This window comes from Geothrix sp. PMB-07 (assembly GCF_030758935.1).
In the GTDB taxonomy this organism is placed as follows: domain Bacteria; phylum Acidobacteriota; class Holophagae; order Holophagales; family Holophagaceae; genus Geothrix.
Genome location: NZ_CP132333.1, coordinates 1,075,161 through 1,100,613, shown reverse-complemented (window position 1 = coordinate 1,100,613; position 25,453 = coordinate 1,075,161). Strand labels below are relative to the sequence as shown.

Here is a 25,453-nt window from a genome sequence, read left to right as displayed (position 1 = left end):
CCAGGTTTCCCACTCACCTCATGGAGATGGGCATGGCCATGGACGCTTGGATCCTCAGCGCGCCGCTGAAAGTGTTGCGGCGGGAGGACCATCCGTACCAGGAAACCACCCTGGCCACCCTGGGGCGCCATGAACTGGGCCTGTGTCGCCGCGACACAGGCACTGGGCCCGGCTGCGAGCTCTTCCTCGACGGCCACTCCATCTTCCATCCTGGGGCCCCCGCCCCCTCCAGGGCATGGTTCGAGCTCTGCCGTGAGCTGGGCTATGAACCCGCCCGGCACTGGGACTGGGATCCCGCCCTCATCCTTTTCCAGCAGGTGATTCCGGCCCTGGCGGCGGATTGGCACGAGCCGCCTCTGGTCCTGAACGACCAGGGCCTTCCCGAGGGCCTCCTCACCCTGGCCGGGCTGCGACAGGCCTTCGCCGAGGCTGTGGCCGGGCTGAGGCGCGCCCAGACGGGCCCCGTGGGCGCCAAGGTGGCCGAGACCTTCGAGTGGCTGCCACTGCGAGCCGTGGTCTTCCATGACGACGCCCAGCTCCCCCTGGATTTCGAGGGCACAGGCCCTTCCGGCCGCGTGTCACTGCTGCTGGGCATCCACCGAGACCGCCCCGTGATCATCGAAGGGCTATCACCCGCTCCCACCTCGCGGCGATGGCTGGTGGAAGACCTCCATGGTCGCCAGGATGCCGCCACCTACCTCGCCGCCGCAGGCCTGGATCCCGAGCCGCCCAAGGGCTTCGAGGCCGCCCTCCAGCGCGCCCTCGACCGCCTCAGCCACTGGATGGAGGCGCCGCTGGATGCGTATCGCCGCACCTATCCCGTGGGCATCTCCTGGCACCATGGCCGCCGGGAAGGCCTGGTGGGACGCACCATCGTCGAGGTGCGCACCGGCGATCAGCCCGTGCTCATCCTTGATGACGGCACCGAAGTGGCCCTCTCGCCCGAGCCCCTGCCCACTTGGGAGCACGGCGGCATCTGAGGCGCCGATTCAATTTCCGCCGAGCTGTTCCCACTTCACGGCGAAATGATCGAGGATGCCCTGGCGCTCTGCCCGCTCCTGGTCGGCGATGCTCGTGTAGGGATGCTGGAACACCACCCGCCGCACCCCCCGCCGCACCAGGGCGCGGCAGCAGGTGAGGCAGGGCTCGTGGGTGACGTAGGCCGTGGCCACGGGGCCGTCGCAGAAGCCCAGCGCGTTCTCCTCAGCATGGCTGGTGTGGAGGCAGCGTTGCCCCGGCTTGCAGGTCTCCGGCGTGCAGTGGGCCATGCCGGGCAGCGCGCCGTTGAAGCCCGCTGCGGCGACGCCCCCATCAGCACGGAGCAGCACCGCGCCCACCTTCAGGCGACAACAGGTGCCCAGGCGGCTCAGTTCGAGCGCCATGTTCATGAAGACTTCATCCTTCAGCTGCGCGCGGGACATAGGACCTCGAAACGGACTTCCATGATGGCAAAGCCCGCCAGGCCTGGCGCCACATTCTCTCGGAGCCCGCACCGGCACTGCCCGGGCCCGCTGCGGGCCCAGGTTGAGGCTAGAATGAGACTGGCTGCCAGTGGTCCCGTAGCTCAGCGGATAGAGCGACCGCCTCCTAAGCGGTAGGTCGTGGGTTCAATTCCCGCCGGGACCACCAGCCAAAACAGCTTGCGGGAGCACCTTCAGGCTGCCTCCAGTCAGATGGATAGGATGGTGCAACAATCCCTCGTCCAGGAGAGCTGCGCTTGCTTCCACCCCATTCACCGGCACCAGGGTTCTTCGATGCCCACAGCCATCTCGGCTTGGCCCCTGATCCTATTGCGGATTGGCGGGTGGTGTGCGGAACCTGCGAGGCGGACTGGGACGCGGTCCTGAATCAGGCCATCCCCGGTTCCAAGGCCAGTCAGACCTGGATCCTGCCGATGCTGGGCCTGCACCCCTGGCAGGTTCAAACGGCTTCGGACCAATGGGCGCCGCGCCTGGAGTCCCTGCTGCGGTCCCACCGGGCGGGTCTCGGGGAATGCGGGCTCGATTTCACTCGCAAGGAGGCGGATCGGGCCGCCCAGGAGGCCGCCTTCCGGCTACAGCTGCGGTTGGCCCATGCCCTCCACCGCCCGGTGGCCATCCATGCGGTGCGGGCCTGGGGCCGCCTCATCGACCTGCTGAAGACGGAGGAGGTGCCCGCCGCCGGAGCCCTGGTCCACGCCTTCGGAGGCAGCCCCGAGATCGCCTGCGCCCTTCAAAACCTGGGGCTCTACCTCTCCTTCTCCGGCGATCTCATGAAGCCGGGACGCGATCAACTTCGGGCTTCGCTGCGGGTTGTAGAGCCAAGCCGCCTGCTGCTGGAAACCGATGGCACCGGCGATCTGGGGGCGGTCATGGCCGCAGCGGCCCAGCTCCTCAACGTGTCGGTGGCGGAACTGGCGGCCCAGACCTGTGAGAATGGACTGCGTTGTTTCAAGGAGCTGATGGCATGAGGTGGTATTCCCGGAGTGAGCTGCTGCTGGGCGAGGCAGCCCTGGACCGGTTGCGCGGCGCGCGCGTGACGGTCTTCGGCCTGGGCGGCGTGGGCTCTTTCGCCGTGGAGGCCCTGGCCCGGGCGGGTGTGGGCCACCTGCGGCTGGTGGACCATGATGTGGTGGGGCCCAGCAACCTCAACCGCCAACTCTTCGCCCTGCGCTCCACCATCGGTCTGCCCAAGGCGGAAGTGGCCGCCGCCCGCGTGCGGGACATCAATCCCGACTGCGACTGCGATCCCCGCGTGACCTTCATCCACACCGACACCTTGCCGGAGCTGCTGGAGCCCCGGCCCGACGTGATCATCGATGCCATCGACTCCATGACCTGCAAGGTGGCCCTGATGCGCACCGCCGTCGAGCAGCAGCTCCCCATCATTTCCGCCATGGGCGCCGGGGGGCGCACGGACAGCAGCCAACTCAAGGTGGGCGACCTCAGCCACACGCGCCTCTGTCCCCTGGCTGCCCGGGTGCGCAAGGAGCTTCGGAAGCACGGCATCAGCCAGGGCATCCGCTGCGTCTATTCGCTGGAGCCCGCCGACAACAAACGCCCCGCCAACCCCGTGGACATCGAGCCGCACCGCGGGCCGGGGCGCCAGCGTCGGCCCGTGGGCACCATCTCGTACATGCCCGCCATCGTGGGCCTGAAGGTGGCCGAGGAAGTGCTCCGCCTGCTCCTGCTCCCCAAGACCTGAGGACGGACCGATCAGGCCCGCGGGGCCTCCTGGTGAAGGGCTGCCCCGATGGCCTGCTGGAGCTGCTGAAGGTCGAAGGGCTTGCCCAGGAAGGCCTGGGGGCGATCCGGGTGGTCGTTCGACATCACCTGGGCCTTGTCGTAGCCGCTCGTCAGGATGATGGGCAGGCCCGGCTCCAGCCGCCTCAGGGCCGACAGGGTCTGCCATCCATCCAGGCGCGGCATGGTCAGGTCGGTGATCACCAGGCGGATGCCTGACCCGCAACGCCGGTAGACTTCCACCGCCTCCAGGCCATCCCGGGCCGTCACCAGCGTGAACCCCAGCCGCTCGACCAAGGCGCCCGTGGCCATGAGCAGGGCCTCGTCATCTTCCACCAACAGCACCGTGCCCCCGGCCCCGAGGGGCTGCGGCTCTCCTCCTGCGGGCGTGCGGGCCGCCACCGGGGCGGCGCACACCGGCAGGTAGACCCGGAAGGCACTCCCATGCCCGGGCCGGCTCTCCACGGCGACCACCCCACCATGGGCCTGCACGATGCCCAGCACCAGCGGAAGCCCCAGGCCCCGGCCCACGAACTTGGTGGAGAAGAAGGGATCGAACAGCTTCGGCAGGTCCGCCTCGGCGATGCCGGTTCCCGTGTCGGCCACCTCCAGGCAGGCGTAATCGCACCCCTCGGCCATGCGGTTGACCGGGAAGTGGGTGGAAGCCTGGACTTCAGCACCCCGCGCTGTCCGGAGGCTGAGGCTGACCTTCCCCCGAGCACCACCCATGGCCTCCCAGGCGTTGGTCATCAGGTGGATGAGGACCAGCCTCAGTTCCTCTTCATTGGCCAGGATCACCGGCCCCGGCGTGGGGAGATCCACCTCCAGCGCCACAATGGCTGGCAGTTCCTTCTCGATGAGCGACAGGCTGCCACGGCAGATGTCGGAGAGGTACCTGGGCTCTCCGGCCAGGTGCCCCTGCCCCAGGTAGACCAGGAGCTGGCGGCTGACGTCCGCCGCCCGCTCGGCGGCCTGTTTGGCCAGCGCCAGGAAGCGATCCGCCTCTGCCCCGGCAGGCAGGTCGCTGAGCAGCTCCAGGTTGGCGATCACCGCCTGGAGTTTGTTGTTGAAGTGGTGGGCGACGGAACCGGCCATGAGGCCCAGACTCTCGGCCTTCTGAATCTGGTGGTTCAGCGCCTCCAGCTCCGCCTTCCGAGCCTCTCCCTGCTTGCGTTCGGTGATGTCGAGGCTGAACCCGGCCAACAGGGCATGGGCGCCCTGCAGGATCGGGAACTTGATGGTCTCGTAGCAGCGGCCGTTGAAGGATTCCTCCCGCTCCAACACCTTGCCCCCGGCCACGACGGCCCAGTCATCGGCGGTCATCTTCTCAGCAATGTCCGCAGGGAACAGGTCGGCCATGCTCTTGCCGACCATGGCCTCGGCGGAGATGCCAACCATCTGCTGGAAGTTGGCGCTGACATGCAGCACCCGGCTCTCTGCGGCTGTCACCTCCTTGATGAAGGCATAGATTGGCGAGTGCCGCAGGAACTGGGACAGCATTTCGTTGGAGGCGCTCAGGGCGGCCTCGGCCCGCTTGCGTTCCGTGATGTCGGAGAAGGTGACCACCGCCTGCTCGACCTGACCAGCCTCACCCCGGATGAGGTGTGCGTTGCAGAGGGCCCAGTGCGGCTCAGCGCTGTCCGGGCGGCGCACGCCCACCACCAGGTTGCTGAGGTTCTCGCCGGAGGTCAGCACCCGGTTGACCGGATAGTCCTCCAGGGGCAAGGTCGAGCCGTCCTCTTTCAGGAAGCACCAGGCCGGGTCCAGGGCGGTCTTGCCGAGCATCTGGTCTTGAGTCAGGCCGAGGAGGGCCCCGGCCATGGTGTTCGAGTAGAGGATCCGCGTGTCCGGCCGGTGCACCACCACACCGGAGGTGAGGTTGTCCACCAGGGAGCGGTACTTCGCCTCGCTCTCCCGCAGAGCCTCCTCCGCCTGCTTGCGCGCAGTGATGTTCTCGTGGGTGACCAGGGCGCCGCCCAGGTGGCCCTCAAGCCGGGTGGCCCGCATGTGGAACCAGCGCTGCTCGGTGGGGCTGTCGCAGGGATACTCCAGCTCGAAGGTGGGCCGTGTGCCCGTCAGCACCGCCTGCAGCCCCTCCAGCACCTCCTCGGCATGGGCTTCACCCACCTGGGCCGCCTGGCGGACCACCTCCAGGTAGCTGACCTGTTCGGTGACGCCGATGGGCTGGGCGATGCCGTTCTCGCAGGCGAAGCGGTGCCAGGGTTCGTTCACGGAGCGGATGTAGCCAGCAGCGTCGAGCACCGCCACATTGGCCTGCAGCGAGTCGAGCACCAGCTTGCGCAGGGCCTCGCTGCGCCGCAGATCCTCCTCGGCCTGTTTGCGCTCGGTCAGGTCGGCAAAGGTGCAGACCACGAGCCGCACACTGCCATCAGGGTTCAGCAGCGGACTGGCGCTCACCAGCAGCCAGACGCGATCTTGCGTCACTGGGCGGAAGACGCCCATCACCACATCGTGCACCGGCTGCCGCGTGGCGATGGCCTGGGGCACGGGGTGGCTGGGGCCTGGGAAAGGCGAGCCATCCTCGTGGATGACATTCCAGTCCGGGTCCAGGGAGGTCTTCCCCAGCAGCTGGTCCTCGGTGAGACCCAGCAGCTCGAGGGCCCGGGGGTTGCTCGTCACGATCTCGGCGGTCGGCGACTGGATGAGCATGCCCACCTTCAGGCCTTCGCAAAGGGCCCGGAAGGATTCCTCATCCGGACGCGCCCCTCGGCAGGCTGAAGCCGTCAGGCAAGCCGTCTCCGGCGGTACCTGCCCCTCCCCTGGAAGCCCCTCCCTCAGCCCAGCCATGGTGTGTCTTTCGGTGGACTGAATGATGCGCCTAAATAAACACCGAGGTAAGAGGCGAAGAACGCCTCCTTTAATCCAGAGGAAGGCTTCGGGCCCCTTCCACGGCTTGCCGGATCACGGACAGGAACTGGGTGTTCTGATAGGGTTTGGCCAGGAAGCCTGCCAGCCCCCGGCCCAGGAAATCAGCCAGCACTTCCTGTTCACTGTAGCCACTGGTGAGTACCACGGGCACCGAGGGATGGGTTTCATGCATCCGCAGGAAAGCCTGCCGTCCATCCATGTGCGGCATGGTTAGATCCATGAGCACCACACTGATTTCGCTGTGACGAAGCTCGAACAGGGAAAGGGCTTCCTGCCCGTTGGCGGCTTCCAGCACCTGGAAACCCAACATCTCCGCCAATCCCCGGGCCACGGCCCTCGCTGCGGATTCATCATCGACCAGCAGCAGATGCCCGTGCCCCCGCCACTCGACCTCGGGACTGGCCTGCGCAGGCGTTTCGGAGGCCGGGTGGGGCGCCGGCAGAAAGAGCTTGAACACCGACCCGCGGTTCAGCTCGCTGTAGACCTTGAGACCACCATGGTGGCTGCGCAGGATGCCCAGCATCGCCGACAATCCCAGCCCACGGCCTGTGAACTTGGTGGTGAAGAAGGGATCGAAAATCCGGTCGATCACCTCGGGCCCCATGCCGCAGCCGGTATCGCTGGCTTCCAGCGTGACATAGGTTCCCGCCGTGATGGGCAGGGCCGGCAGGAGGCCGCCGTTATAGGCTTCATCCACCATCTGCACCCCGGTGCGCACGGTGATGAGCCCGCTGGTCTCATCCCCGATGGCTTCGGAGGCGTTGGTCACCAGGTTCATGACGAGCTGCTGCATCTGGGAGGGATCACCGAACACCGACGGCAGATCCGGGGCCAGGTCGTAGCGCACCACGGCCTTTTTTGAGATGGAAACCGAAAGCAGCTGAGTCATCTCCAGCACCAGGCGATTCAGGTCGACGTCGATGACCTGGAGACGGCCCTTGCCCGCGTAGGCCAGCAGCTGCCGGGTGAGATCCGCTGCGCGCAGGGTGGCCTGTTCGATCTGCTGCAGATAGGGCAGCACGGGGCTTTCCCGCGGCAGATGCAGCATGCCGAGGTTCGCATTGCCCAGGATGGCGGTCAGCAGGTTGTTGAAGTCGTGGGCGATGCCGCCTGAAAGCACCCCGAGGCTTTCGAGTTTCTGGGACTGGCGCAGGGCCTCTTCCGCCTCCTTGCGCTGGGTGATGTCCGCCCGGATGGCCACGAACTCCACGGGGACGCCATTCTCGCCCAGGAAGGGAACGATGGTCGTATCCACCCAGTAGTGGGAGCCATCCTTGGCCCGGTTCCGGATTTCCCCCTTCCACACCTGACCGCTGAGGATCGTATCCCAGAGCTGGCCCATGAAGGACTTGGGGTGGTAACCCGAGTTGATGAGGCGATGGTCCCGGCCCAGCAGTTCCTCCCGGCTGTACTGGGAGATGGCGCAGAACTTGTCATTCACGTACGTGATCTTGCCCTTGGCATCGGTGACGGCCACGATGGCGTGTTCGTCCAGGGCACGCTTGAAGTTCGCCAGTTCCTGAAGCACCTGATCCATCCGTGCGCCGTCCTTCCCAGGGTCGCCCGGAACGGCCTTCTGTCCGCGGGGGGCATCCTTGGTGGGCTGACGGAGTGCCACGAATCGCTCTCTTTCATACAGGTGTAGGAATTTTTGCGAGTCGGACTCAATATGCGCTCATTCCCTTCCTTAGCAAGCCATTCCCTCGGAAAGGCTCTAACCTCAATCCCGCGAACAGGTGGTCGTGGCGGAACCGAATGCTTCCCGCCCACCTGACTTGACTGTCGCCTTGGCAGCTCAGCGGCCTGTGGGCGCGTTGTATTCTGCGTAGGTGCCCTGGAAATCCTCGATGCCCTCGTCGGTGAGGTGCCAGATGCGGGTGGCCACCTCATCGATGATGTCCTCATCGTGGGTCACGAAGAGGATGGTGCCCTCGTAGCGCTGCAACGCGTCGTTGAGCGCGATGACGGCTTCCAGGTCCAGGTGGTTGGTGGGTTCGTCGAGCACCAGGATGTTGGGCTTCTGCAGCATCAGCTTGCAGAAGAGCAGACGGCAGGACTCGCCGCCGCTGAGCACGTCCGTCATCTTGTTGCCTTCCTCGCCCCGGAAAAGCATCTGGCCCATGACCCCGCGGATCTGCTCCTTGGTGGCCTCGGGATCAAACTGGTGCAGCCAGGTGACCAGCTCGTAGCCCTTGGGGATGCTCTCGGCGAAATCCTGGGAGAAGTAGCCCACGTTGGCCTCGTGGCCCCACTTCACCTCACCGCCATCCAGCTTCAGGCCCAGTTCCGTCACTTGGGGTGCGTTCGCCAGGAGGGCGTTCAAGAGCGTGGTCTTGCCGATGCCGTTGCGGCCCATGATCGCGATCTTCTCGCCGCGCTGCACCATGGCCGTGAACCCCTTGATGACCTCGACGCGCCCCCCTTTGCCCGATTTGTCCGAATCGTAGCCCTTCTTCACGCCCTCGAACTCCAGCGCATAACGGCCGCCCGGCTTCGCCAGATTGAACTTGATGAAGGGCCGCTGGATGTTGCTGCGCGCGAGATCGCTGGGCTGGAGCCGCTCCACTTCCTTGCGGCGGCTATTCACCTGGCTGCTGCGGGTGCCCGCGGCGAAACGCTGGATGAACTCGTTCAGCTGGGCGATCTTCTTCTCGCGCTGGGCGTTGTCCGCCTCAATGCGCGACCGTACCTGGATCTTGGCCATGACCATGTCGTCGTAGCCGCCGGTGTACTGGATGATCGTCTGGTAGTCGATGTCGGCGATGTGGGTGCAGACGTTGTTCAGGAAGTGGCGGTCGTGGGAGATCACCACCACCGTGCCCTTGTAGCGGTTGAGGAACTCCTCCAGCCAGTGGATGGAATCCAGGTCCAAGTGGTTGGTGGGCTCGTCCAGCAACAGGGCCTCGGGGTTGCCGAAGAGGGCCTGGGACAAAAGCACGCGCACCTTCTGGCCGCCCTGCAGCTCACTCATCTTGCGATCGTGCAGCTCCTCGGGAATGCCCAGACCGTCCAGCAGCACGGCGGCATCGGCTTCGGCGGTGTAGCCGTCCTCATCGGCCACCACGCCTTCGAGCTCGGCCACGCGCATGCCGTCCTCGTCGGTCATCTCCGCCTTCTCGTAGATGGCGTCGCGCTCCTGCAGCGCCTTCCAGAGCCCGGCATTGCCCATGATCACCGTGTCGATGACGCGGAAGGCATCGAAGGCGAACTGGTCCTGGCGCAGGATGCCCATCTTCCGGGGGCGAATCACGTTCCCCATCTGCTGCTCGAGCTCGCCCGCCAGAATCTTCATGAAGGTGGATTTGCCCGCGCCGTTGGGCCCCGTCAGGCCATAGCGGCGGCCCGGATTGAACGTCGTCGTGACGTCCTCGAAGAGGATCTTCGATCCGTAGCGCATGGTGACGTTCTGCACTGCAAGCATGGAGACTCCCGAACCGGTCATTGTAGCGCGGCGGCCGGAATTGTCCGAGGGGTGTTCTCAGGAGGCTCCAAACGGCGCCTTAAGGGCACCACTTGGAGATAGGCGACAACGCCATCGAACAGAGCTTTTCCCAGCTACAAAACGGCGCCCAAAGGGGCGCCATTTTGTAGCTGGGCCGAACCCTTCGCCGGAACCCACTCCATCAGAACGGAATGTCATCATCCGGGAAGCTGCCGCCACCGGCCGGGCTGGGGGCGCCGTGATCCTCGAAGTCCTGGGAGCCGCCGCCGGAAGCGCGGCCACCATAGCCACCGCTGTCGCGGCCACCGCCGCCTTCATCCATGCGGCCCAGCATCACGAAGTTGTCGCAGCGGATGTCGCAGGCGGTCTTCTTCACGCCGGCCTGATCGGTGTATTCGCGGTACTGGATGCGGCCCTCGATCATCACCTGCTTGCCCTTGCGCAGGTACTTCTCGGCGATCTCGGCCTGCTTGCCCCACACCACGATGTTGTGCCATTCCGTTTTGCTCTGCTTTTCACCGCTCTGGTTCTTCCAGGTTTCGGTGGTGGCCACGGAAAAGCGGGCGACGCTCTGACCCGAAGGCGTGGCCTTCAGCTCGGGGTCGCGGCCCAGGTTGCCGATGAGCATGACTTTGTTCAAGGATCCGGACATGACGTCCTCCTGTTCTGTTTAGGCGGAGCTCTCCGCCTTACCGTCGACTCAGACCATCTGAGGGGGTGGTAGGGTGTTGAGGATTCCGCCGAGGGAAATCCATGTCAAGCGGCAACTCAAAGCTCCTCGTCAGCTGCAAAAACAAGTCGGGTGCGGAGAAGCATTACCTTCCGGCCCTCCGATCCGCCGGCTGGACCGGCCCCATCCACCTGGCCGCACCAGGAGAAGCCCTGCCGGATCTCAGCGAGGTCTCGGGCCTGCTCCTCACCGGCGGCTACGACATCCATCCCTGTCACTGGGACGCGAAGGAAACGGTCCATCCGGCAGCGGAGGTGGATGCGGATCGCGATGCTTTCGAGATCCCCCTCATCCGTGCCGCCTGGGCGTTAAACCTGCCCATCTTCGGCATCTGCCGCGGCGAGCAGGTGCTCAACGTGGCCCTGGGCGGCAGCATGATCCAGGATGTGCCCGATCACTTCGGCTGCGAGAACACGCGCCACCAGCACGGCACTCCCGATGTGCCTGACATGCATCATCGTGTGCAGTTGGCGCCGGGCTCCCGCCTGCGGGCCCTGCTCGGCGAAGATGTGTTCCTTGTGAACAGCCGCCACCATCAGGCTGTCAAGCGGGTGGCGGCGCCCCTCGTGGCCGTGGGCTGGCACCTGGACACCATCCATCCGGAAACCGGTCCCCTCATCGAAGCCCTGGAAGCCACGGATCCCCACCGCTGGGTATTCGGTGTCCAGTGGCATCCGGAGAACCTGGTGAATCTGAAAGGGCCCGCGGGAGATGCGGCGCGGGACCTTTTCGCGGCATTCATCCTGGCAATGGGCCACAACTGATCCCCCGGAGGGCCCATGTCCGCGCCCATTCGCTTCGAGATCCTTGATCGCATCGCCACGCTGACTCTGGACCGGCCGGACAAGCTGAATGCCCTGGTGCCTGAGATGAGGGAGGGCTTCGAGGAGGCCCTGGCCAGGTGCACTGAACCGATCGTGAAAGCCCTGTTCATCAGGGGCGCGGGCCGGGCCTTTTGCGCGGGTGGCGACATCGGTTGGATGGCCCGGGCCCTTTCGGAAGGGCGCTGGTCTGAGATGGAGGCGCTCCTGGATTTGGGAGTCACCGTGGCCCACGGCCTGGCCCTGCTGCCCAAACCCGTGGTTGCGGTGGTGCAGGGGGCCGCTGCAGGGGCCGGCATGAGTCTCGCGCTTTCGGCCGACTTCCGTGTGGCCAGCTCCGATGCAGTGTTCAGCATGGCTTTCGTGAAAATCGGTCTGCACCCGGATTGGGGCGGGAGCGTGGCCCTCTCGCGGCTGGTGAACCCCGCCATTGCCGCTGAACTCATGCTGGGTGGCGATTCCCTGGATGCACCCAGGGCCCAGGCTCTGGGGCTGGTGAATCAGGTGGTACCCCCGGATCAGCTCGACGCCACAGTGGCGGCCCTGGGCCGTCGCTTTGCCTCGGGGCCCTCTGAAACCTTCGCTCGCATCAAAGCCACCCTGCTTCGCAACCAGGGGCTGGATGGCAACAGCCTGCGCGCCCAGCTCGAAACCGAAGGAGCCCAGATGAAAGCCGCCATGCGCCATCCGGATGCCCGGGAAGGACTCGCCGCCTTCCTGGAAAAGAGGGCGCCGGTTTTCCTCTGAACCGGAATCTTGACAGACCCGGCGCACCCAGAAAAAACCCTCAATGATGTGTCATCCTATGATCTATGCCAGCCACCCTGACAATCTGTTCAGACTGTGAACGCCACGCCCTGCGCCGTCCCAAACAAGGCAGGGCCATGACCGAAGCCTTGGCGTGCCTGACCAAGCTGCTCCTCTCCCGGAAGCGACTCCAGGGGCTGGAGATCGTCAAGGAGAGCTGCCTTCAGAACTGCCCCTTCGGAAAGATCTGTGTGGCCATGAAGCGAGGCGATCAGGAAATTCGCCACCATCTTTCGCCGGGAGATGATCTGAAGGCGGTAGCAGCGAAACTGGCAGGCACTGCGAGAGTGGAAGAACCTCGCTAGCGGCTGCCTGCCGCCTGGAAAACCACTCGCGCCTCTTCCAGTTCCCGCCGGATTTCCGGGGCCTGGCGGCGGGGATCGGCCACGGCTTGATCCAGTTCCTTCAGCGCCAGGTTGGGCTGTCCGGTGCGAAAAGCCAGCCATGCCCGGGCCCGGTGCACGTAAGGGGAATCCGCCGCCCCGAGCGGAAGGGCCGCCAGGCGGGCTTCCGCCTCCTTCGTGTCGGGTCTGGGTTTGCGTAGGCAGCATTCCGCGATTCCCGCCTGGGCGTTGATGCGCACCTCGGGTGTCACGCCTTCAGGCAACAACTCCATGACGCGCTGGTAGCCTGCCAGGGCCTTGGCCATGCGCCCCTGCGTGCGGTCGAGTTCGGCCATGTAGAACTGGCATTCCGCCTCGACGGTGCGAAGCGCGGAGGTTTGCGCCAGCTGGAGAGCCCTCGCATGGAGCTCGCCTGCCCCCGCCAGCTCACCCTTCATGGAGGCCAGGATGCCCAGGTTGCGCAGACAGGTGATCTGGCCGCCTTGGTCGCCCACGGATTCACGGGCTGTGAGGGCCCGGGTCAACAGGGTTTCCGCTGCGGGCAAATCGCGGGCGGTGAGGGCCACCACGCCGAGGTTGTTGAGGGCCAGGGCCTCGCCCCAGCGGTTGCCCTGCTCCTGCTGCAGCTTCAGATTGCTCCGGTAGTAGGTTTCAGCGGTTCCCAGATCGCCGCGTTTCAGGGCGAGGTTCGCCAGGTTGTTCTGAGCCAGGGACAGGTAGACCTGATCACCGGTCTGCTGGCTCAATCGGAGCGACCGTTCATAGTACTGCCCGGCTTCATCGTAGTGCCCACGCTCCGCGGCAATAAGGCCCAGGTGGTTGACGGCGATGGTCTCGCCATCCCGGTCGCCCACGGCGTGCGCCAGCGCCAGGGAGGCTTCACGCAGGTGTTGCGCCTCATCCAGCTGGCCCAGATCCTTGGCCAGGTAGGCCTTCAATCCCAGGACGCGCCCTTCGGCCCAACGGTCTCCCGTGGCCCGGGCCGCCATGAGGGCCCAATTGGCGATGGCCGGGGCCTGCTCCCGGCCCAGGCGCCGCAGGCAGGCGGCGTAGGCTGACACCGCGCTGGAGAAGGCCGGTGCCTTCATGGCGGCCTCCCGGAGCTGGGGCTCACTGGCCTTGAAATCCCCCTTGAGGAACAGGGCTTTCCCGTTGGCATAGGCGGCGAACACCTCGGGCGGCACAGGCTGCTGCAGGATGGCACTGGAACGCAGGGGATCCACCTTCCTGAGCAGATCATGGGCCGCAGGGTCCACCAGCGTGTAGGGCGTGAAGGATTCCTCCCGCGGGGCCCGAACCACTCCCGAGAAGCGCACCCGACCAGACGCATCCACCAGGTCATAGCTCAGCAGGTGCGCCTGGCCTTTGGCTTCCCGACTCAACGTGCCACGCAGGAAGAGGCGCGCCCCCAGGGCCTTGGCGATGCGGGCTTGTCCTGCGGGTTCCTGGGCCTCCGAGGCATTCATTCGCAGGTTGGTGATGATGCGGCTGACGGCCTCGGGCTCCACCACGGAAAGACTCGGGGAGCCGTGCAGAGACGTGGCCAGCAGTTCCGCCATGCCCACCCCCACCAGGGCCTCCAGATTCGGATCCCCCGTGGCATTGCGGATGGGCATGACCGCCAGGCGCGGCACCTGCGCTTTGCCCAGATCGGCGATGATGCTGCGGCCGAACAGGAGGTAGCCTCCTCCGGCCACGAGCGACACAGCAAGCAGGGTGCCCAGAACCCACCGGGTGACTGGTTTTCGATTCAGCTGCAGGGCCAGGGCTTCGGCCACCTCGCGGCTCGTGGGCCGGAGATCCGCGTCCTGCCTGAGCATGGCCCGCAGCAGAGCTTCCAGACGACGGGGCAGCCGTGCACCCCGCAAGGGCCGAAGCTCGCCTTCGAGGGTGGCTTCCATGCGCTCGCGCCCCTCGCCCGGAAACGGCGCTTCACCCACCAGCAGCTCCCAGGCCACCACGCCGAGAGAAAACACATCGCTGGCCGCCCCAACACGCTTGCCGCTCATCTGTTCAGGGGAGGCATAGAGGGGGCTGCCCATGAAGTGCCCCGCTTCGGTCAACTCACCCCAGCTGGATGAAGCCGCTGGCCGGGTCAGCGCCTCATCGATGGATCCACCACCGGCCTGCGTGTCCCTTTCCAGAAAGGCCAGACTCGCCAGATTCGGCACCTGCCCCGTGGGCGCCTCCGCCTGAACGGCGGCGGAATCCAGCAGCCGGGCCAGGCCGAAATCCAGCACCTTCACCTGCCCCTGGTGATCCAGCATCACGTTGCTGGGCTTCAGATCGCGGTGAACGATGCCCTTGGCGTGAGCCGCCTGCAAGGCGAGAGCAATGGCATGGAGGGCTTGCATTTTTGCCCGAAAGCCCAGCTTCGGAGCCAGCGCCGAGAGCGTTTCCCCCTCCACGAATTCCATGGCGATGAAGGCGCTGCCCCGCGCCTCTACCCAATCGTGCACTTGGCACACATGGGGGTGGTTGAGCTGGGCCAGGGCCATGGCCTCGCGCCGGAAACGGCCTGTGGCGGAGGACGATTCGTGCTCGCTCAGATGAATGGCCTTCAGGGCCACCTTGCGTTCGAGCACCGGATCCCAGGCCAGGTACACCGCGCCCATGCCGCCCTGACCCAGCAGCCCGCGCACCTGGAAGCGTCCGATCTCGGTGCCCGGCGCCAGAGTTTCGCCGCCGGAATCCTCCGGTGGTTCAACGTCTGATGGACCTGCCGGGGACGGCTGCATGGTTATGCCTGGGAGGAAATGGGGTTGGCTCCCATCTGATCGATAGCTCCGGTCCGATGTGAAGAATGGCCGACTTCCTCCATCGGGATCATTTCATCTGCCGGCTCTGGGCTGCTTCGATGAGTTCCTTGATGCGCCGCGCATCGGCCTTGGAGTGGCCATGGCTGGTCAGCGGATCGCTGCCGCCGGTGCTTTCGATGAGGATGTCCGACCAGAAGAGGCCCGTGTCGATGCGGACACTGGCCACCTTGGAGAGATGGATGCTGATCTCGTTGACCGTGAACCAGGAGCGCTTGCGGCGCACCACGGCGGTTTCCGTAACCTCGATGACCGTGGTGAACAGGTGGTTGCCCTTGGTCCAGCGGCTGGCCTTGAAGGTCTCGGTGGCCATTAGAGAGCGGCCTTGGCGGCGGCAACCACGGCCTCAGGCGTGACGCCATAGGCCGCCAGCAGCTTCTCGGGCTTGCCGCTCTGGCCGAACTGGTCGTTCACACCCACGCGACGCACGGGCATGGGGTGGGCCTCGGAGAGGATCTCCGCCACGATGCCACCCAGGCCGCCGTGGATCTGGTGCTCCTCGCAGGTGACCACGGCCTTGTGCCGCTTGGCCTGGGCGATCAGCGTGTCGCGGTCGAAGGGCTTGAGGGTGGGGGCGTGCAGCACGGTGGCCTCGATGCCATCAGCGGCCAGCAGCTCGGCGGCGTCCAAGCAGATGCTGGTGCCCAGCCCGCAGCCCACGAGCAGCACATCGGTGCCCTCGCACATCACCACGGCCTTGCCCACCTCGAACTGGTAGTCGTCGGCATGGATGCGGGGGAACTTGTCGCGGGTGAGGCGGATGTAGACGGGGCCCTGGTGGGTGTAGGCGAAGCGCACGGCCTGCTTCGTCTCGATGCCGTCGGCGGGTGAAAGAACGGTCATGCCGGGAATCATGGCCATCAGCGCCAGATCCTCCAGGCACTGGTGGGTGCCGCCGTCCTCGCCCACGGTGAGCCCGGCGTGGGTGGCGACGATCTTGACGTTCTGGTGCCCCACACCCACGGCCTGGCGGACGATTTCATAGGCCCGGCCCGTGGCGAACATGGCGAAGGTGCTGAGGAAGGGCACCACCCCCGTGGTGGCGGCCCCGGCGGCGGCGGCCACCATGCCCTGCTCGGCGGCGCCCATGTTGAAGAAGCGCTCGGGGAAGGCCTTGGCGAACTTGCCGGTGCGGGTGGACCCCGCCAGGTCGGCGTCGAACACGATGAGGTTGGCGCCCTCGTTCCCCAGCTCCACCAGGGTGTCGCCGTAGGCGTCCCGCAGGCTGTCCATCACTCCGCCCGCCTTGCCGCCCACGCCTGCCGTTTCCAGACCCGCCATGACCACTCCCATCCAAACCTTCATTCTACGCGAGGAGGGCCCGGTCCGCCGTCATGGGTCTACCGTTCAGCGGGGGCGGTCTGCGGCTGGCCCCCGATGCGTTCGGCGCAGCAGGATGGTTCTAGGCTGGTTGGATGGAAAAGCGCTTCCGCCCCCTGGCCCTGCTCTGGGTCCTGTTTCTCGCCTTGGCCGGAAGGGCCTTGATTCTGCGCTTGCGGTACCCGGGGCAACGCACATCCCCCTGGATTCTTGGTGGCCTGCTGGGTTTTCTGGCCCTCAGGATGCTGAGCCTGACCCGCGATTGGCGCCGCGGGCGGCTGCCGGGCACGCGCCTGCTGCTGCCCGCCCTGGTGTGTCTGGAGGGCCTGGGCCTGATGATCGCGAGAGGCCCCGGCCTGACCTTCAAACTGAGGCTGGCGACGGCCCTGGTGCTGGAGGCGCTGCTGCTGGTACTGGCCATCCGAGCTTGGAGGAGCGTACGCTCCCAACCAGGCGCCTGGCCCGAAGACCGCATCGCCCTCGCCTTTGAAGCCTTCCTCCCACCCCGGGCCGCCCGCCTCATCGCCCTGGAGCTGGTCATGCTGGGCAGTGCCCTGCGCTTCCTCTGTGGCGGCTTCCGTGACCCGGCGCCCCCGGGCTTCAGCCATCATCGGGAAGCGGCCCTCGGTGGGTTCCTCCCCGCCCTGCCCCTGCTCATTCCCGGAGACATCCTGCTGCTTCATGCCCTCTTTCCCCACCTCGCGCCCTGGCTGCGCTGGATCCTGCACGGCTCCACGATCTACGCGGTGCTCTGGCTCTTCGGCTTCTACGCCACGCTGAAGGCCCGCCCCCACCAGATCTGCGACGGACAACTCCACCTGCACCAGGGCCTGGTGAAGTCTGTGTCGTTTCCCGTTGGCTTAATCCAATCCATCGGACCCCTGCCCGAATTCAACGATGACTGGGCCCGACATGCACACATGAAAGGTGTGCAGAAGCTCGTGGCCGCGGGGCCCGCGGTGCTGGAGCTTGAACTGAGCGAACCCGTGCGCGTGCTGGGCCTCCTGGGCCCGGGGCGACCCACCACGCGCCTGGCCTTCTCCGTGGATGACCCCGCCGCCTTCCGCGCCGCCCTGGAGCAGGTGTGACCTTGGCCCTGCCCATCGATCCCCTGCTGCCGCAGATCATCGACAGCCTGAGCCACCATCCCAACCTTGTTCTGCAGGCGGATCCCGGCGCGGGCAAGACCACGCGCGTGCCCCCAGCGCTGCTGGCCTCGGGGCTGTTGGGAGAAGGTGAATGCTGGATCCTCGAGCCTCGCCGCCTGGCCGCCCGCTTGGCTGCCACCCGGGTGGCCGAAGAACTCGGCGAAGCCCTGGGCCAGCGGGCGGGTTACGCCGTGCGCTTCGAGCAGAAGGTCTCCAAGGCCACGCGCCTGCGCTTCGTCACCGAGGGCCTGCTGCTGCGGCGCCTCCATGGCGACCCCCAGCTGCGGGGCATCACGGCGCTGGTTCTCGATGAATTCCATGAGCGCCACCTCCACACCGACCTGGCCATCACCCTGCTGCGACGCCTGCAGCGGCAGTCCCGGCCCGACCTGCGTCTGCTGGTCATGTCCGCCACCCTGGATCCCGGCCCCGTAGCCACCTACCTGGACGCGCCCGTGCTGCGCAGCGAAGGGCGGGTCTTTCCGGTGGAAACCGCCTTTCTCGCGCGCCCCGATGACCGCCCCATTGAATTGCAGGTGGCTGACGCCCTGGAGCGGCTCTATGCCGAGGGCCTGCGCGGCCACACCCTCGTCTTCCTGCCGGGTGCCGCCGAGATTCGCGCCTGCCTGAAGGGCTGCGAGGCCGTGGCCCAGCGCCGCGGCCTGAGCCTGCGGCCCCTGCACGGGGATCTTTCGCCCGAGGCTCAGGCCCACGCCCTGGAGCCCCTCGCCACACCCAAGGTCATCCTCAGCACCAATGTGGCGGAAAGCTCCGTCACCCTCGATGGCATCGGCGCCGTGGTGGATTCGGGATTGGGCCGCGAGGCCGTCTACTCGCCCTGGTCGGGCCTCTCGGGCTTGAAGACCGTGCGCATCAGTCAGGCTCGCTGCACCCAGCGCACGGGCCGGGCGGGCCGCACGGGGCCGGGCCGCTGCCTGCGGCTGTTCACGGAAGCCGATCACGCCGCCCGGCCCGCCTTCGACACGCCGGAACTCCAGCGCGCCGACCTGGCGGAACCCCTGCTCACCCTCCACGGCATGGGCATCGGCCAGCCTGGAAACCTCGATTGGTTCGAGGCCCCACCGGCGGCTTCGGTGGCTTCGGCGGAGGCCCTCCTCACGCGCCTGGACGCCCTGGAGGACGGCGCCCTCAGCCCCATCGGCCGCCGCATGGCCGACCTGCCCCTGCACCCGCGCCTGGCGCGGCTGGCCGTGGCCGGGGAGGACCTGGGCATCCCCCAGCTGGCCCTGCGCGCCGCGGCCCTGCTGGAGACTGGCGGGCTGTCGGCCCGCCAAGGCCTGGACAGAAATCCGGTGAAGACCGGCCACGGCGCCGACTCCGACCTGCTGCTGCGCCTGGATCAGTTCGACGAGGCCGAAACGGCAGGCTTCGGGGCGGGGGCTTGCCGCGCTGCGGGTCTGGATGTGTCCGCCGTCCAGCGGGCCCGGCGCGCTTCCCAATCCCTTGCCCGCCTGCTGCCTTCGCCCGCCGAACCAGGTGATGCAGAAACGCGGCTGCTGAAGGCCCTGCTGCACGCCTACCCGGACCGCGTGGGCCAGCTCTCGGCCAATGGCACCTGCGCCTTCGCAGGTGGTGGCGGCGCGAAGCTCGATCCTGCCAGCCGCGTGCGGCGGCCGGGGCTGATCCTGGCCCTGGAGGCCGAAGCCACCAAGCAGGGCACAGGCGGACAGACGCTGATCCGCATGGCCTCCCGCTGTGAGGCGGACTGGCTGCTGGATGCCTTCCCGGAGCGCCTGGAGGATGTGGACGAGTTGGTGTTCAACCCCAGCGCCGGGCGGGTGGAGCGCCGCTCGGAAATCCGCTTCGCAGGGCTGGTCATTGATGCCAGCCGCGGGCCAGCGGATGCTTCCGATCCGCGGGCCGCCACCCTGCTTGGTGAAGCCCTGCGGGAGCGGCCCCTGGACGAGGTTCCAGCTCGGTTGCTGGCGCGGCTTGCGTTTCTAAGGAAACACCGACCCGACCTCGGCCTTCCTGACGATCTGCTGGGCCCCCTGCTGGCCGGAGCCTGCCAAGGCCGCACCACCCTCCGGGAGGTGCAGGAAGTGGATTGGCCCGCCGCCCTGCGCCAGGCTTTCCCTGCGGAAACACTGCGCCTGCTCGACAGCTGGGCGCCCGAGGCCATCCAGCTGCCCAAGGGGCGGCCCACCAAGGTGCATTACGAGGACGATCCGCCCTGGATCGCCTCCCGCCTGCAGGATTTCTGGGGCCTCAAGAAATCCCCGGCGGTTGCGGGCGGCGCCGTGCCCCTGGTGCTGCACCTGCTGGCCCCGAACATGCGGGCCGTCCAGGTCACCACGGATCTCGCAGGTTTCTGGCAGCGGGTCTACCAGGAGCTGCGGCCCGCCCTCTCCCGCCTCTATCCCAAGCATCATTGGCCGGAGTAGGCTGGCGGCATGCTCAGCTTCCGCCCCATCCGCCCCGAAGACGATGCCGCCGTGGCCGCCATCATCCGCACAGTCATGCCGGAGTTTGGCGCCGATGGCCCGGGCTTCGCCATCCATGATCCCGAGGTGGATCACATGAACGCCGCCTATTCGGTGCCCGGGGCCGCCTACTTCGTGGTGGTGAATCCAGAAGGCCGCGTGCTGGGCGGAGCGGGCGTGGCCGCCCTGGAGGGAGGCGAGCCTGGCGTGTGCGAACTGCGGAAGATGTATTTCCTCCGGGAAGCCCGGGGCCAGGGCCTGGGCGAGGCCATGCTGCGGCATTGCCTATCCGTGGCGAAGGACCTGGGCTACCGCACCTGCTATCTGGAAACCCTCTCGGGCATGGATCAGGCCATCCGCCTCTACAAAAAGCTGGGGTTCAAACCCCTTTGCGCGCCCCTGGGACGCACCGGACATGGCGGCTGCGACCACTGGTTCGCCCAGGAGCTCGCATGATCAAGGGACTCGGAACGGATCTCTGCCCTCCCTCCCGCTGGCGCCACCTGGTGGAGCGCTTCGGGGCCGAGAAATGCGTGGGCCGGATCCTCCACCCCGAGGAGGCAGCCTACCTCCTGGGCGGCAATCGGGAGCGCCTGCCCGAGCGCCTGGCCGGGCGCTGGGCCCTGCGGGAGGCCTTCGGCAAGGCCCTGGGCACGGGCCTGGACGGGTGGTCCTGGAAGGAACTCCGCTACGTGAATGGCCGCCTCTGGGCGGTGGGCGCCCTGGCGGAGCTGCTGGTTTCAAGGAAGATCCGCTTCCTGCACGGCAGCGTGAGCCACGATGGGGACCTGGCCCTGGCGGTGGTGGTGCTGGAAGATTGAGTCGACGGAAACTCAAGCCTTGGAAAGTTGAGCCGATCCCGGGAAAAGGACGACCCGATGGATCCACTCCAGGCTAAGCAACAGATGACGATCGCCGAGTTCCGGAGCCTCCGGGACTTCATCTATGCCAAGTCCGGCATCTTCTTCAGCGAATCCAAGCAGTACTTCCTGGAGAACCGGCTGAGCAAGCGCATCGCGGAACTGAAGCTCCGAAGCTATGCGGACTACCTGTCCCTCCTCCAGGGCAGCCAGGGACCAGTGGAACTGAAGCGGCTCTTCGTGGAGATCACCACCAACGAAACCAGCTTCTGGCGCAACCCGCCCCAAATCGAGGCCTTCCAGAACATCGTTCTGCCCGATGCCGCCAAGCAGGCCCGGGAGCGGGGCCAGACCCGACTGCGCATCTGGTCCGCGGCCTGTTCCAGCGGCGAAGAGCCCTACACCCTGGCCATGATCTGCCAAGATCTGAAAGACACGGTTCTCCGCGGGTTCACGGTGGAAATCCTCGGGACCGACATCAGCGAGAAGGTGCTGGCCCAGGCCCAGGACGGTGTCTACAACAGCTACACCCTGCGCAACCTCACACCGGAGCAGCTGCAGCGGCACTTCATCCCCCTGGGCAAGGACCTCTTCCAGGTGAAACCCGAGGTGCAGCGGCTCACCAGCCTGAAGCACTTCAACCTGGTGGACTATCCCTCCTACCGCCAGTTGGGAACCTTTGATGTCATCTTCTGCCGGAACGTCCTGATCTACTTTGATGAAAACGTGAAGTCCCAAGTGCTCAAGGGATTCCACGGCCAGCTTCACCCCAAGGCCTACCTGCTGGTGGGACACAGCGAAAGCATTCATGCTTTCAACACCGGCTTTGAATTGCTGCACTTCAGCAAAGCCATGGGCTACAGGAAGCGGACCTAGAGGACCAGGAGCGGAACATGCCGATCACCCCCCAAGAGCTCATCGCCAATCTCGGAGACCTGCCGCCCCTGCCGCAGGTGGCCTCCCAGGTGCTGAGGGTTTCTGCCGATCCTGATGCCAACGCCGAGGATCTCCGCAAAGTCATCTCCATGGATCAGGCCCTCACGAGCCAGATCCTGAAAATTTCGAACTCCGCCATGTTCGGCATGGTGCGCGAAGTGACCACCCTTACCCAGGCGATCATGACCCTCGGGTTTTCCACCATCAAGAGCGTGGTCATTGCCAGCTCCGCCAAGAACCTCTACCACCGGGGCACCGTGGGCCTGCAGGAGCGGCTCATCTGGGAACACGCCCTGGTGTCGGCCATCGCCAGCCGCGCCTTCGCCAAGCGCCTGCGCTTCGCCCGCATCGAAGAGGCCTTCATTGGCGGCCTGTTGCATGACATCGGAAAATCCGTCATGGGCGTGAAGTTCCCGGAACGCTATGGCGCCCTGCTGCGCTCGGTCTACAACGAGAACAGCATCTGCCTCGATCTGGAGCTCGACACCTTCGGCTTCGACCACGCCATGGTGGGCGAGGCCCTGGTCAGCCAGTGGAACCTGGCGCCCAGCCTCCAGGCCGCCGTGCGCTTCCACCACGATCCCATCCACGCCCCCGAAGTCCACCGGGAGCTGGCGGCCATCGTGGCCCTGGCCAACCACCTGGCCCTGGAGGAGAAGGTGGGCATTGGCGATCCGCACCACCTCGAAGGCGCCACCATGCAAGCCATGGAAATCCTCCAGCTGGGCCCCGAAGCCTTGGCTGGTATCAAGGAGGGTGTCCGGGCCGCCATCGAGCAGGACAAGACCATGATTGCGGAGTTCTAGATGATCGCGGAGTTCTAGCATGATCACCCGGGAGCAGTTCACCTCGCGCCTGAAAGCCAAGACCCTTCCGAGCCTGCCCTTGACCGTGGTGGCTCTGGGCGAGGCTGTGCAGGACGAGCGCTGCACCGTGGACCGTGTTCTGGGCATCCTGTCGAAGGATCCCTCCCTCTCCGCCACCCTGCTCCGCCTGGCTAACTCGGCCCTGTATGCCACCGAAGGCGCCGCCATGGACCTCCGCACGGCCGTGCTGCGCCTGGGCTTCGATGCGGTGGCCAACCTCGGCACCGGCGCCGCGGTCATCCGCACCCTCAAGGGCGGCACCCACCTCGATGCCGTAAAACTCTGGCAGCACAGCGTCGCCGTGGGCCTAACCGCCAAGGGAGTCTGCGTGCTGGCCCGCCGCCACGGCCAAGCCGAAACGGCCTTCCTTACGGGCCTCCTGCATGACATCGGCAAGATCGCCCTCGACACCTGCTTTCCCGAAGCCTATTCGGAGGTGCTCCAGGCCGTGGCCGATGGCACCTACTTCGTCGATGCCGAGCGCGCCCTGCTCGGCATGGATCACGCCGAGGCCGGCGCCTTGCTGGCTGCGGAGTGGTCTTTCCCCCAAGTCATTGTGGACGTGATCCGCGACCACCACGATCCCAGGCCTGATGATTTCCTGTCCAACCTCACCCACTTGTCCGACCTGCTCGTGCGCACCCGCATCCCCATGGGTCCCGCCGATGAGCGGCTGCTCATCTCCCTCGACGACTTGCCGGCCTTCAAAGCCGTCATGGCCGGAGCGCTCCAAAAAGATCTGGACGTGGAACGACTCACCTTCTCCATCGACGATGAAGTGGACCATGCCCTGGCCTTCGTCGAAGTGGCGTTCCAGGCCTGAGGTACGACCATGACTCCGACGATCCGAATCCTGGTGGTGGATGACAGCCCCTTCATGCGGAAGTCTCTCCAGAAAATGCTGGAGGAGGCACCCGACCTGCGGGTGATCGCCACGGCGCGGGACGGCATTGACGCCCTGGAGAAGATCGCCGAGCACAAGCCCGACATCGTCACCCTCGACATCGAAATGCCGCGCATGGACGGTCTCACCTGCCTGAAGAAGATCATGGCGGACCATCCCATGCCGGTCCTGATGGTCTCGAGCCTCACCCAGGAAGGCGCCCAGGCCACCCTGGACGCGCTGTCGCTGGGCGCCCTGGATTTCATTCCCAAGGAAAGCGGCTTCGCCAGCCTGAGCATCCTCCAGATCCAGCATGACCTGCAGGAGAAGGTGCGCCGCCTGGCCACCAGCCCCCGCTTCCATCGGCCTGCGTCGGCCCAGCCTTCTGCCCCGGCCCCGGCCGCAGCTCCAGCCGCGCGGCCCGCCACCCCCAAGGCTGCAGCTCCCACGGGTGCAGGGGTGGCCTCATCGCCCCAGGCCGAGTTGCTCATCATCGGCAGCTCCACCGGGGGGCCCAAGGCCCTGCAGGACATCCTGCCCACCCTGCCCGCCAGCCTTCCAGTGCCCTGCCTCATCGTCCAGCACATGCCCAGCACCTTCACCAAGCCCTTCGCGGACCGCCTGGACGGCCTCTGCCAAGTGCATGTGAAAGAGGCCGAACAGGGTGAGCCCCTGAAGGCAGGCACCGTCTACATCGCTCCGGGCGGCATCCACATGACCTACAGCGCCCGGGGCCCCAAGGGCTGCCTGGAACTGAGCCCCGAGCCCGTGTCCTCCCTGCACCGCCCCAGCGTGGATGTGCTCTTCCTCAGCGTGGCGGAGCTCTACCGGGGCCAGGTGCTGGCGGGCATCCTCACGGGCATGGGCGCCGATGGTGCCAAGGGCATGGAGCAATTGAAGCGCAAGGGGGCCCATACCCTGGCCGAATCCGAAGAATCCTGCGTGGTCTACGGCATGCCCAGGGCTGCGGTGGAGCGCGGTTGCGTGGATGCCGTTGCCCCCCTTTCTGAGATCCCAGGCATCCTGCGCCGCCATTTCAAAATCTGATGCTGACTCCCGCCATCCTCGGATCCCTGCGGATTCCGGCCTCGGCGACGCCATCCGCCCCGACCTTGGCCCATGCCTTGCTCGGACAAACGCTGGAAGCCACCATCGAGGCCCTGCTGCCAGACGGCATGCTGCTTCGCCTGGCGGATGGCAAGCAGCTCCAGGCCCAGGGGCACCTGCCCTTTCCGGAAGGCACCGCCTTGGCCCTGAAAGGCGTCCCTCTGCCCCAGGGCGCAGGGGTGCGCCTACAGGTCATGCGGGCCAGCCCCCCGCCCACGGCCGCGCTCCTGGCGCCCCTGGCCCAGGGCGAGGCGGCCCAGTTGCTGGCGCGCCTTCAAGCACCCACAGACCAGTCGCCCCTGGGCACCCTGCTGCGCAGCCTCCTCCAGGCCGGAGCGACCGTGGCGGAGCAGCCGGAGGCTTGGTCCTCGTGGATGAAGGAGGCCATGAAGGGTCTGGCCGATCCCGCCACGTCGCCCACAGAGGCCACCTTCCACCAGTTGCAGGCCAAGGAGGGCACCGGCTGGTTCGAGCTGCCCCTGCCCTGGGCGCCGAATGCCGAACCCATGCGCATCTGGATCGAGCAAGAGGCCGAGCGCGGAAATCAGGCTGATGATCCGGTCCATCGCGTGTTCCTCAGTGTTCCCTTCAGCGCCCTCGGAGAGATCCGCCTGGGATTGGAACAGCGCCACACAGGACTGAAGGTTCGACTGTGGATGGCGGATCCCGGCCAGGCCGAGGCCATGCGCGAGGGATTGGAAGCGGATCTTGCCTCATTGGGCCGGCCTGTGGATTTCCGCGTGCTCGCCCTGCCTGCCGGGAGCCCTGATCTGCGCGCCCTCGCCGGGGCGGCCCCCCTTCAGGCCATGGGGTGAGGCC

At 66.5% G+C, this 25,453-nt stretch carries 23 protein-coding genes and 1 tRNA gene; 16 read left to right on the top strand and 8 right to left on the bottom strand.

Annotated elements, in window-relative coordinates; all coding sequences use genetic code 11:
• Positions 1 to 32: 32 nt before the first annotated feature.
• Positions 33 to 980 (top strand): hypothetical protein, encoded by a 948-nt coding sequence (locus tag Q9293_RS04785; protein ID WP_306250580.1) that lies wholly within the window; start codon positions 33 to 35, stop codon positions 978 to 980.
• A gap of 9 nt (positions 981 to 989) precedes the next feature.
• Here Q9293_RS04785 and Q9293_RS04780 read toward each other — a convergent pair whose 3' ends face one another.
• Complete coding sequence (locus tag Q9293_RS04780) at positions 990 to 1,421, bottom strand: deaminase (RefSeq protein WP_306250578.1); 432 nt, start codon at positions 1,419 to 1,421, stop codon at positions 990 to 992.
• Positions 1,422 to 1,553: 132 nt separating this feature from the next.
• Here Q9293_RS04780 and Q9293_RS04775 point away from each other — a divergent pair.
• The 3 genes from Q9293_RS04775 (at position 1,554) to Q9293_RS04765 (ending at position 3,183) form a co-directional block, all read left to right on the top strand.
• Positions 1,554 to 1,629: transfer RNA gene (locus Q9293_RS04775), tRNA-Arg, on the top strand.
• Positions 1,630 to 1,717: 88 nt separating this feature from the next.
• The gene (locus Q9293_RS04770) at positions 1,718 to 2,449 is read left to right on the top strand and encodes a TatD family hydrolase (protein ID WP_306250577.1); all 732 of its coding nucleotides are present in this window, start codon (positions 1,718 to 1,720) and stop codon (positions 2,447 to 2,449) included.
• Entirely contained in the window at positions 2,446 to 3,183 is a 738-nt protein-coding gene (locus Q9293_RS04765) for a tRNA threonylcarbamoyladenosine dehydratase (RefSeq protein ID WP_306250574.1), read from the top strand. The genes Q9293_RS04770 and Q9293_RS04765 overlap by 4 nt, the downstream gene beginning before the upstream one ends.
• Before the next feature lie 11 nt (positions 3,184 to 3,194).
• Here the strand turns inward: Q9293_RS04765 and Q9293_RS04760 are convergent, their stop codons facing one another.
• From Q9293_RS04760 to Q9293_RS04745, 4 genes are all read right to left on the bottom strand, one after another.
• Positions 3,195 to 5,891, bottom strand: coding sequence for a PAS domain-containing protein (locus tag Q9293_RS04760; protein ID WP_306250571.1), 2,697 nt, complete (start codon positions 5,889 to 5,891; stop codon positions 3,195 to 3,197).
• 208 nt (positions 5,892 to 6,099) lie between these two features.
• Positions 6,100 to 7,728, bottom strand: a complete 1,629-nt coding sequence (locus tag Q9293_RS04755; protein WP_306250569.1) for a response regulator — start codon at positions 7,726 to 7,728, stop codon at positions 6,100 to 6,102.
• Between the two features lie 177 nt (positions 7,729 to 7,905).
• Positions 7,906 to 9,531: an ATP-binding cassette domain-containing protein gene (locus Q9293_RS04750; protein ID WP_306250568.1), complete on the bottom strand. Its 1,626-nt coding sequence runs from the start codon at positions 9,529 to 9,531 to the stop codon at positions 7,906 to 7,908.
• Between the two features lie 202 nt (positions 9,532 to 9,733).
• Positions 9,734 to 10,204 carry a single-stranded DNA-binding protein gene (locus Q9293_RS04745; RefSeq protein WP_285576280.1) on the bottom strand — a complete coding sequence of 157 codons (471 nt, stop codon included), beginning with the start codon at positions 10,202 to 10,204 and terminating at the stop codon, positions 9,734 to 9,736.
• Positions 10,205 to 10,305: 101 nt separating this feature from the next.
• Here Q9293_RS04745 and Q9293_RS04740 point away from each other — a divergent pair, with 101 nt between their 5' ends.
• The 3 genes from Q9293_RS04740 (at position 10,306) to Q9293_RS04730 (ending at position 12,215) form a co-directional block, all read left to right on the top strand.
• The gene (locus Q9293_RS04740) at positions 10,306 to 11,046 is read left to right on the top strand and encodes a gamma-glutamyl-gamma-aminobutyrate hydrolase family protein (protein ID WP_306250565.1); all 741 of its coding nucleotides are present in this window, start codon (positions 10,306 to 10,308) and stop codon (positions 11,044 to 11,046) included.
• Between the two features lie 15 nt (positions 11,047 to 11,061).
• Positions 11,062 to 11,850, top strand: a complete 789-nt coding sequence (locus Q9293_RS04735) for an enoyl-CoA hydratase/isomerase family protein (RefSeq protein ID WP_306250563.1) — start codon at positions 11,062 to 11,064, stop codon at positions 11,848 to 11,850.
• A gap of 137 nt (positions 11,851 to 11,987) precedes the next feature.
• Positions 11,988 to 12,215, top strand: coding sequence for a hypothetical protein (locus tag Q9293_RS04730; protein WP_306250561.1), 228 nt, complete (start codon positions 11,988 to 11,990; stop codon positions 12,213 to 12,215).
• On the opposite strand, the gene Q9293_RS04725 is transcribed toward Q9293_RS04730, so the two are convergent.
• The 3 genes from Q9293_RS04725 to Q9293_RS04715 form a co-directional block, all read right to left on the bottom strand.
• Complete coding sequence (locus tag Q9293_RS04725) at positions 12,212 to 14,992, bottom strand: serine/threonine-protein kinase (protein WP_306250559.1); 2,781 nt, start codon at positions 14,990 to 14,992, stop codon at positions 12,212 to 12,214. The two genes, Q9293_RS04730 and Q9293_RS04725, sit on opposite strands and share 4 nt — an antisense overlap.
• Before the next feature lie 88 nt (positions 14,993 to 15,080).
• Positions 15,081 to 15,383, bottom strand: a complete 303-nt coding sequence (locus Q9293_RS04720; protein ID WP_306250557.1) for a PH domain-containing protein — start codon at positions 15,381 to 15,383, stop codon at positions 15,081 to 15,083.
• Positions 15,383 to 16,351 carry a transketolase family protein gene (locus Q9293_RS04715; RefSeq protein WP_306250555.1) on the bottom strand — a complete coding sequence of 323 codons (969 nt, stop codon included), beginning with the start codon at positions 16,349 to 16,351 and terminating at the stop codon, positions 15,383 to 15,385. The genes Q9293_RS04720 and Q9293_RS04715 overlap by 1 nt, the downstream gene beginning before the upstream one ends.
• A gap of 134 nt (positions 16,352 to 16,485) precedes the next feature.
• Here Q9293_RS04715 and Q9293_RS04710 point away from each other — a divergent pair, with 134 nt between their 5' ends.
• The 9 genes from Q9293_RS04710 to Q9293_RS04670 all read left to right on the top strand — a co-directional run bounded on the left by Q9293_RS04710 (position 16,486) and on the right by Q9293_RS04670 (position 25,449).
• Entirely contained in the window at positions 16,486 to 17,478 is a 993-nt protein-coding gene (locus Q9293_RS04710) for a hypothetical protein (protein ID WP_306250553.1), read from the top strand.
• Positions 17,475 to 19,943 carry an ATP-dependent helicase HrpB gene (gene hrpB / locus Q9293_RS04705; protein ID WP_306250551.1) on the top strand — a complete coding sequence of 823 codons (2,469 nt, stop codon included), beginning with the start codon at positions 17,475 to 17,477 and terminating at the stop codon, positions 19,941 to 19,943. Before Q9293_RS04710 ends, hrpB begins: the two co-directional genes overlap by 4 nt.
• 9 nt (positions 19,944 to 19,952) lie before the next feature.
• Positions 19,953 to 20,438 carry a GNAT family N-acetyltransferase gene (locus tag Q9293_RS04700; protein ID WP_306250549.1) on the top strand — a complete coding sequence of 162 codons (486 nt, stop codon included), beginning with the start codon at positions 19,953 to 19,955 and terminating at the stop codon, positions 20,436 to 20,438.
• Complete coding sequence (locus Q9293_RS04695; RefSeq protein WP_306250546.1) at positions 20,435 to 20,803, top strand: holo-ACP synthase; 369 nt, start codon at positions 20,435 to 20,437, stop codon at positions 20,801 to 20,803. Before Q9293_RS04700 ends, Q9293_RS04695 begins: the two co-directional genes overlap by 4 nt.
• Before the next feature lie 84 nt (positions 20,804 to 20,887).
• The gene (locus Q9293_RS04690) at positions 20,888 to 21,718 is read left to right on the top strand and encodes a protein-glutamate O-methyltransferase CheR (protein WP_306250544.1); all 831 of its coding nucleotides are present in this window, start codon (positions 20,888 to 20,890) and stop codon (positions 21,716 to 21,718) included.
• A gap of 17 nt (positions 21,719 to 21,735) precedes the next feature.
• Positions 21,736 to 22,584, top strand: coding sequence for an HDOD domain-containing protein (locus tag Q9293_RS04685; RefSeq protein WP_306250541.1), 849 nt, complete (start codon positions 21,736 to 21,738; stop codon positions 22,582 to 22,584).
• A gap of 19 nt (positions 22,585 to 22,603) precedes the next feature.
• Complete coding sequence (locus tag Q9293_RS04680; protein WP_306250539.1) at positions 22,604 to 23,467, top strand: HDOD domain-containing protein; 864 nt, start codon at positions 22,604 to 22,606, stop codon at positions 23,465 to 23,467.
• A 9-nt stretch (positions 23,468 to 23,476) separates the two neighbouring features.
• A complete protein-coding gene (locus Q9293_RS04675; protein WP_306250538.1) occupies positions 23,477 to 24,574 on the top strand; it encodes a chemotaxis response regulator protein-glutamate methylesterase in 1,098 nt (365 codons plus the stop codon).
• Entirely contained in the window at positions 24,574 to 25,449 is an 876-nt protein-coding gene (locus Q9293_RS04670; protein ID WP_306250536.1) for a hypothetical protein, read from the top strand. The genes Q9293_RS04675 and Q9293_RS04670 overlap by 1 nt, the downstream gene beginning before the upstream one ends.
• Positions 25,450 to 25,453 lie beyond the last annotated feature (4 nt).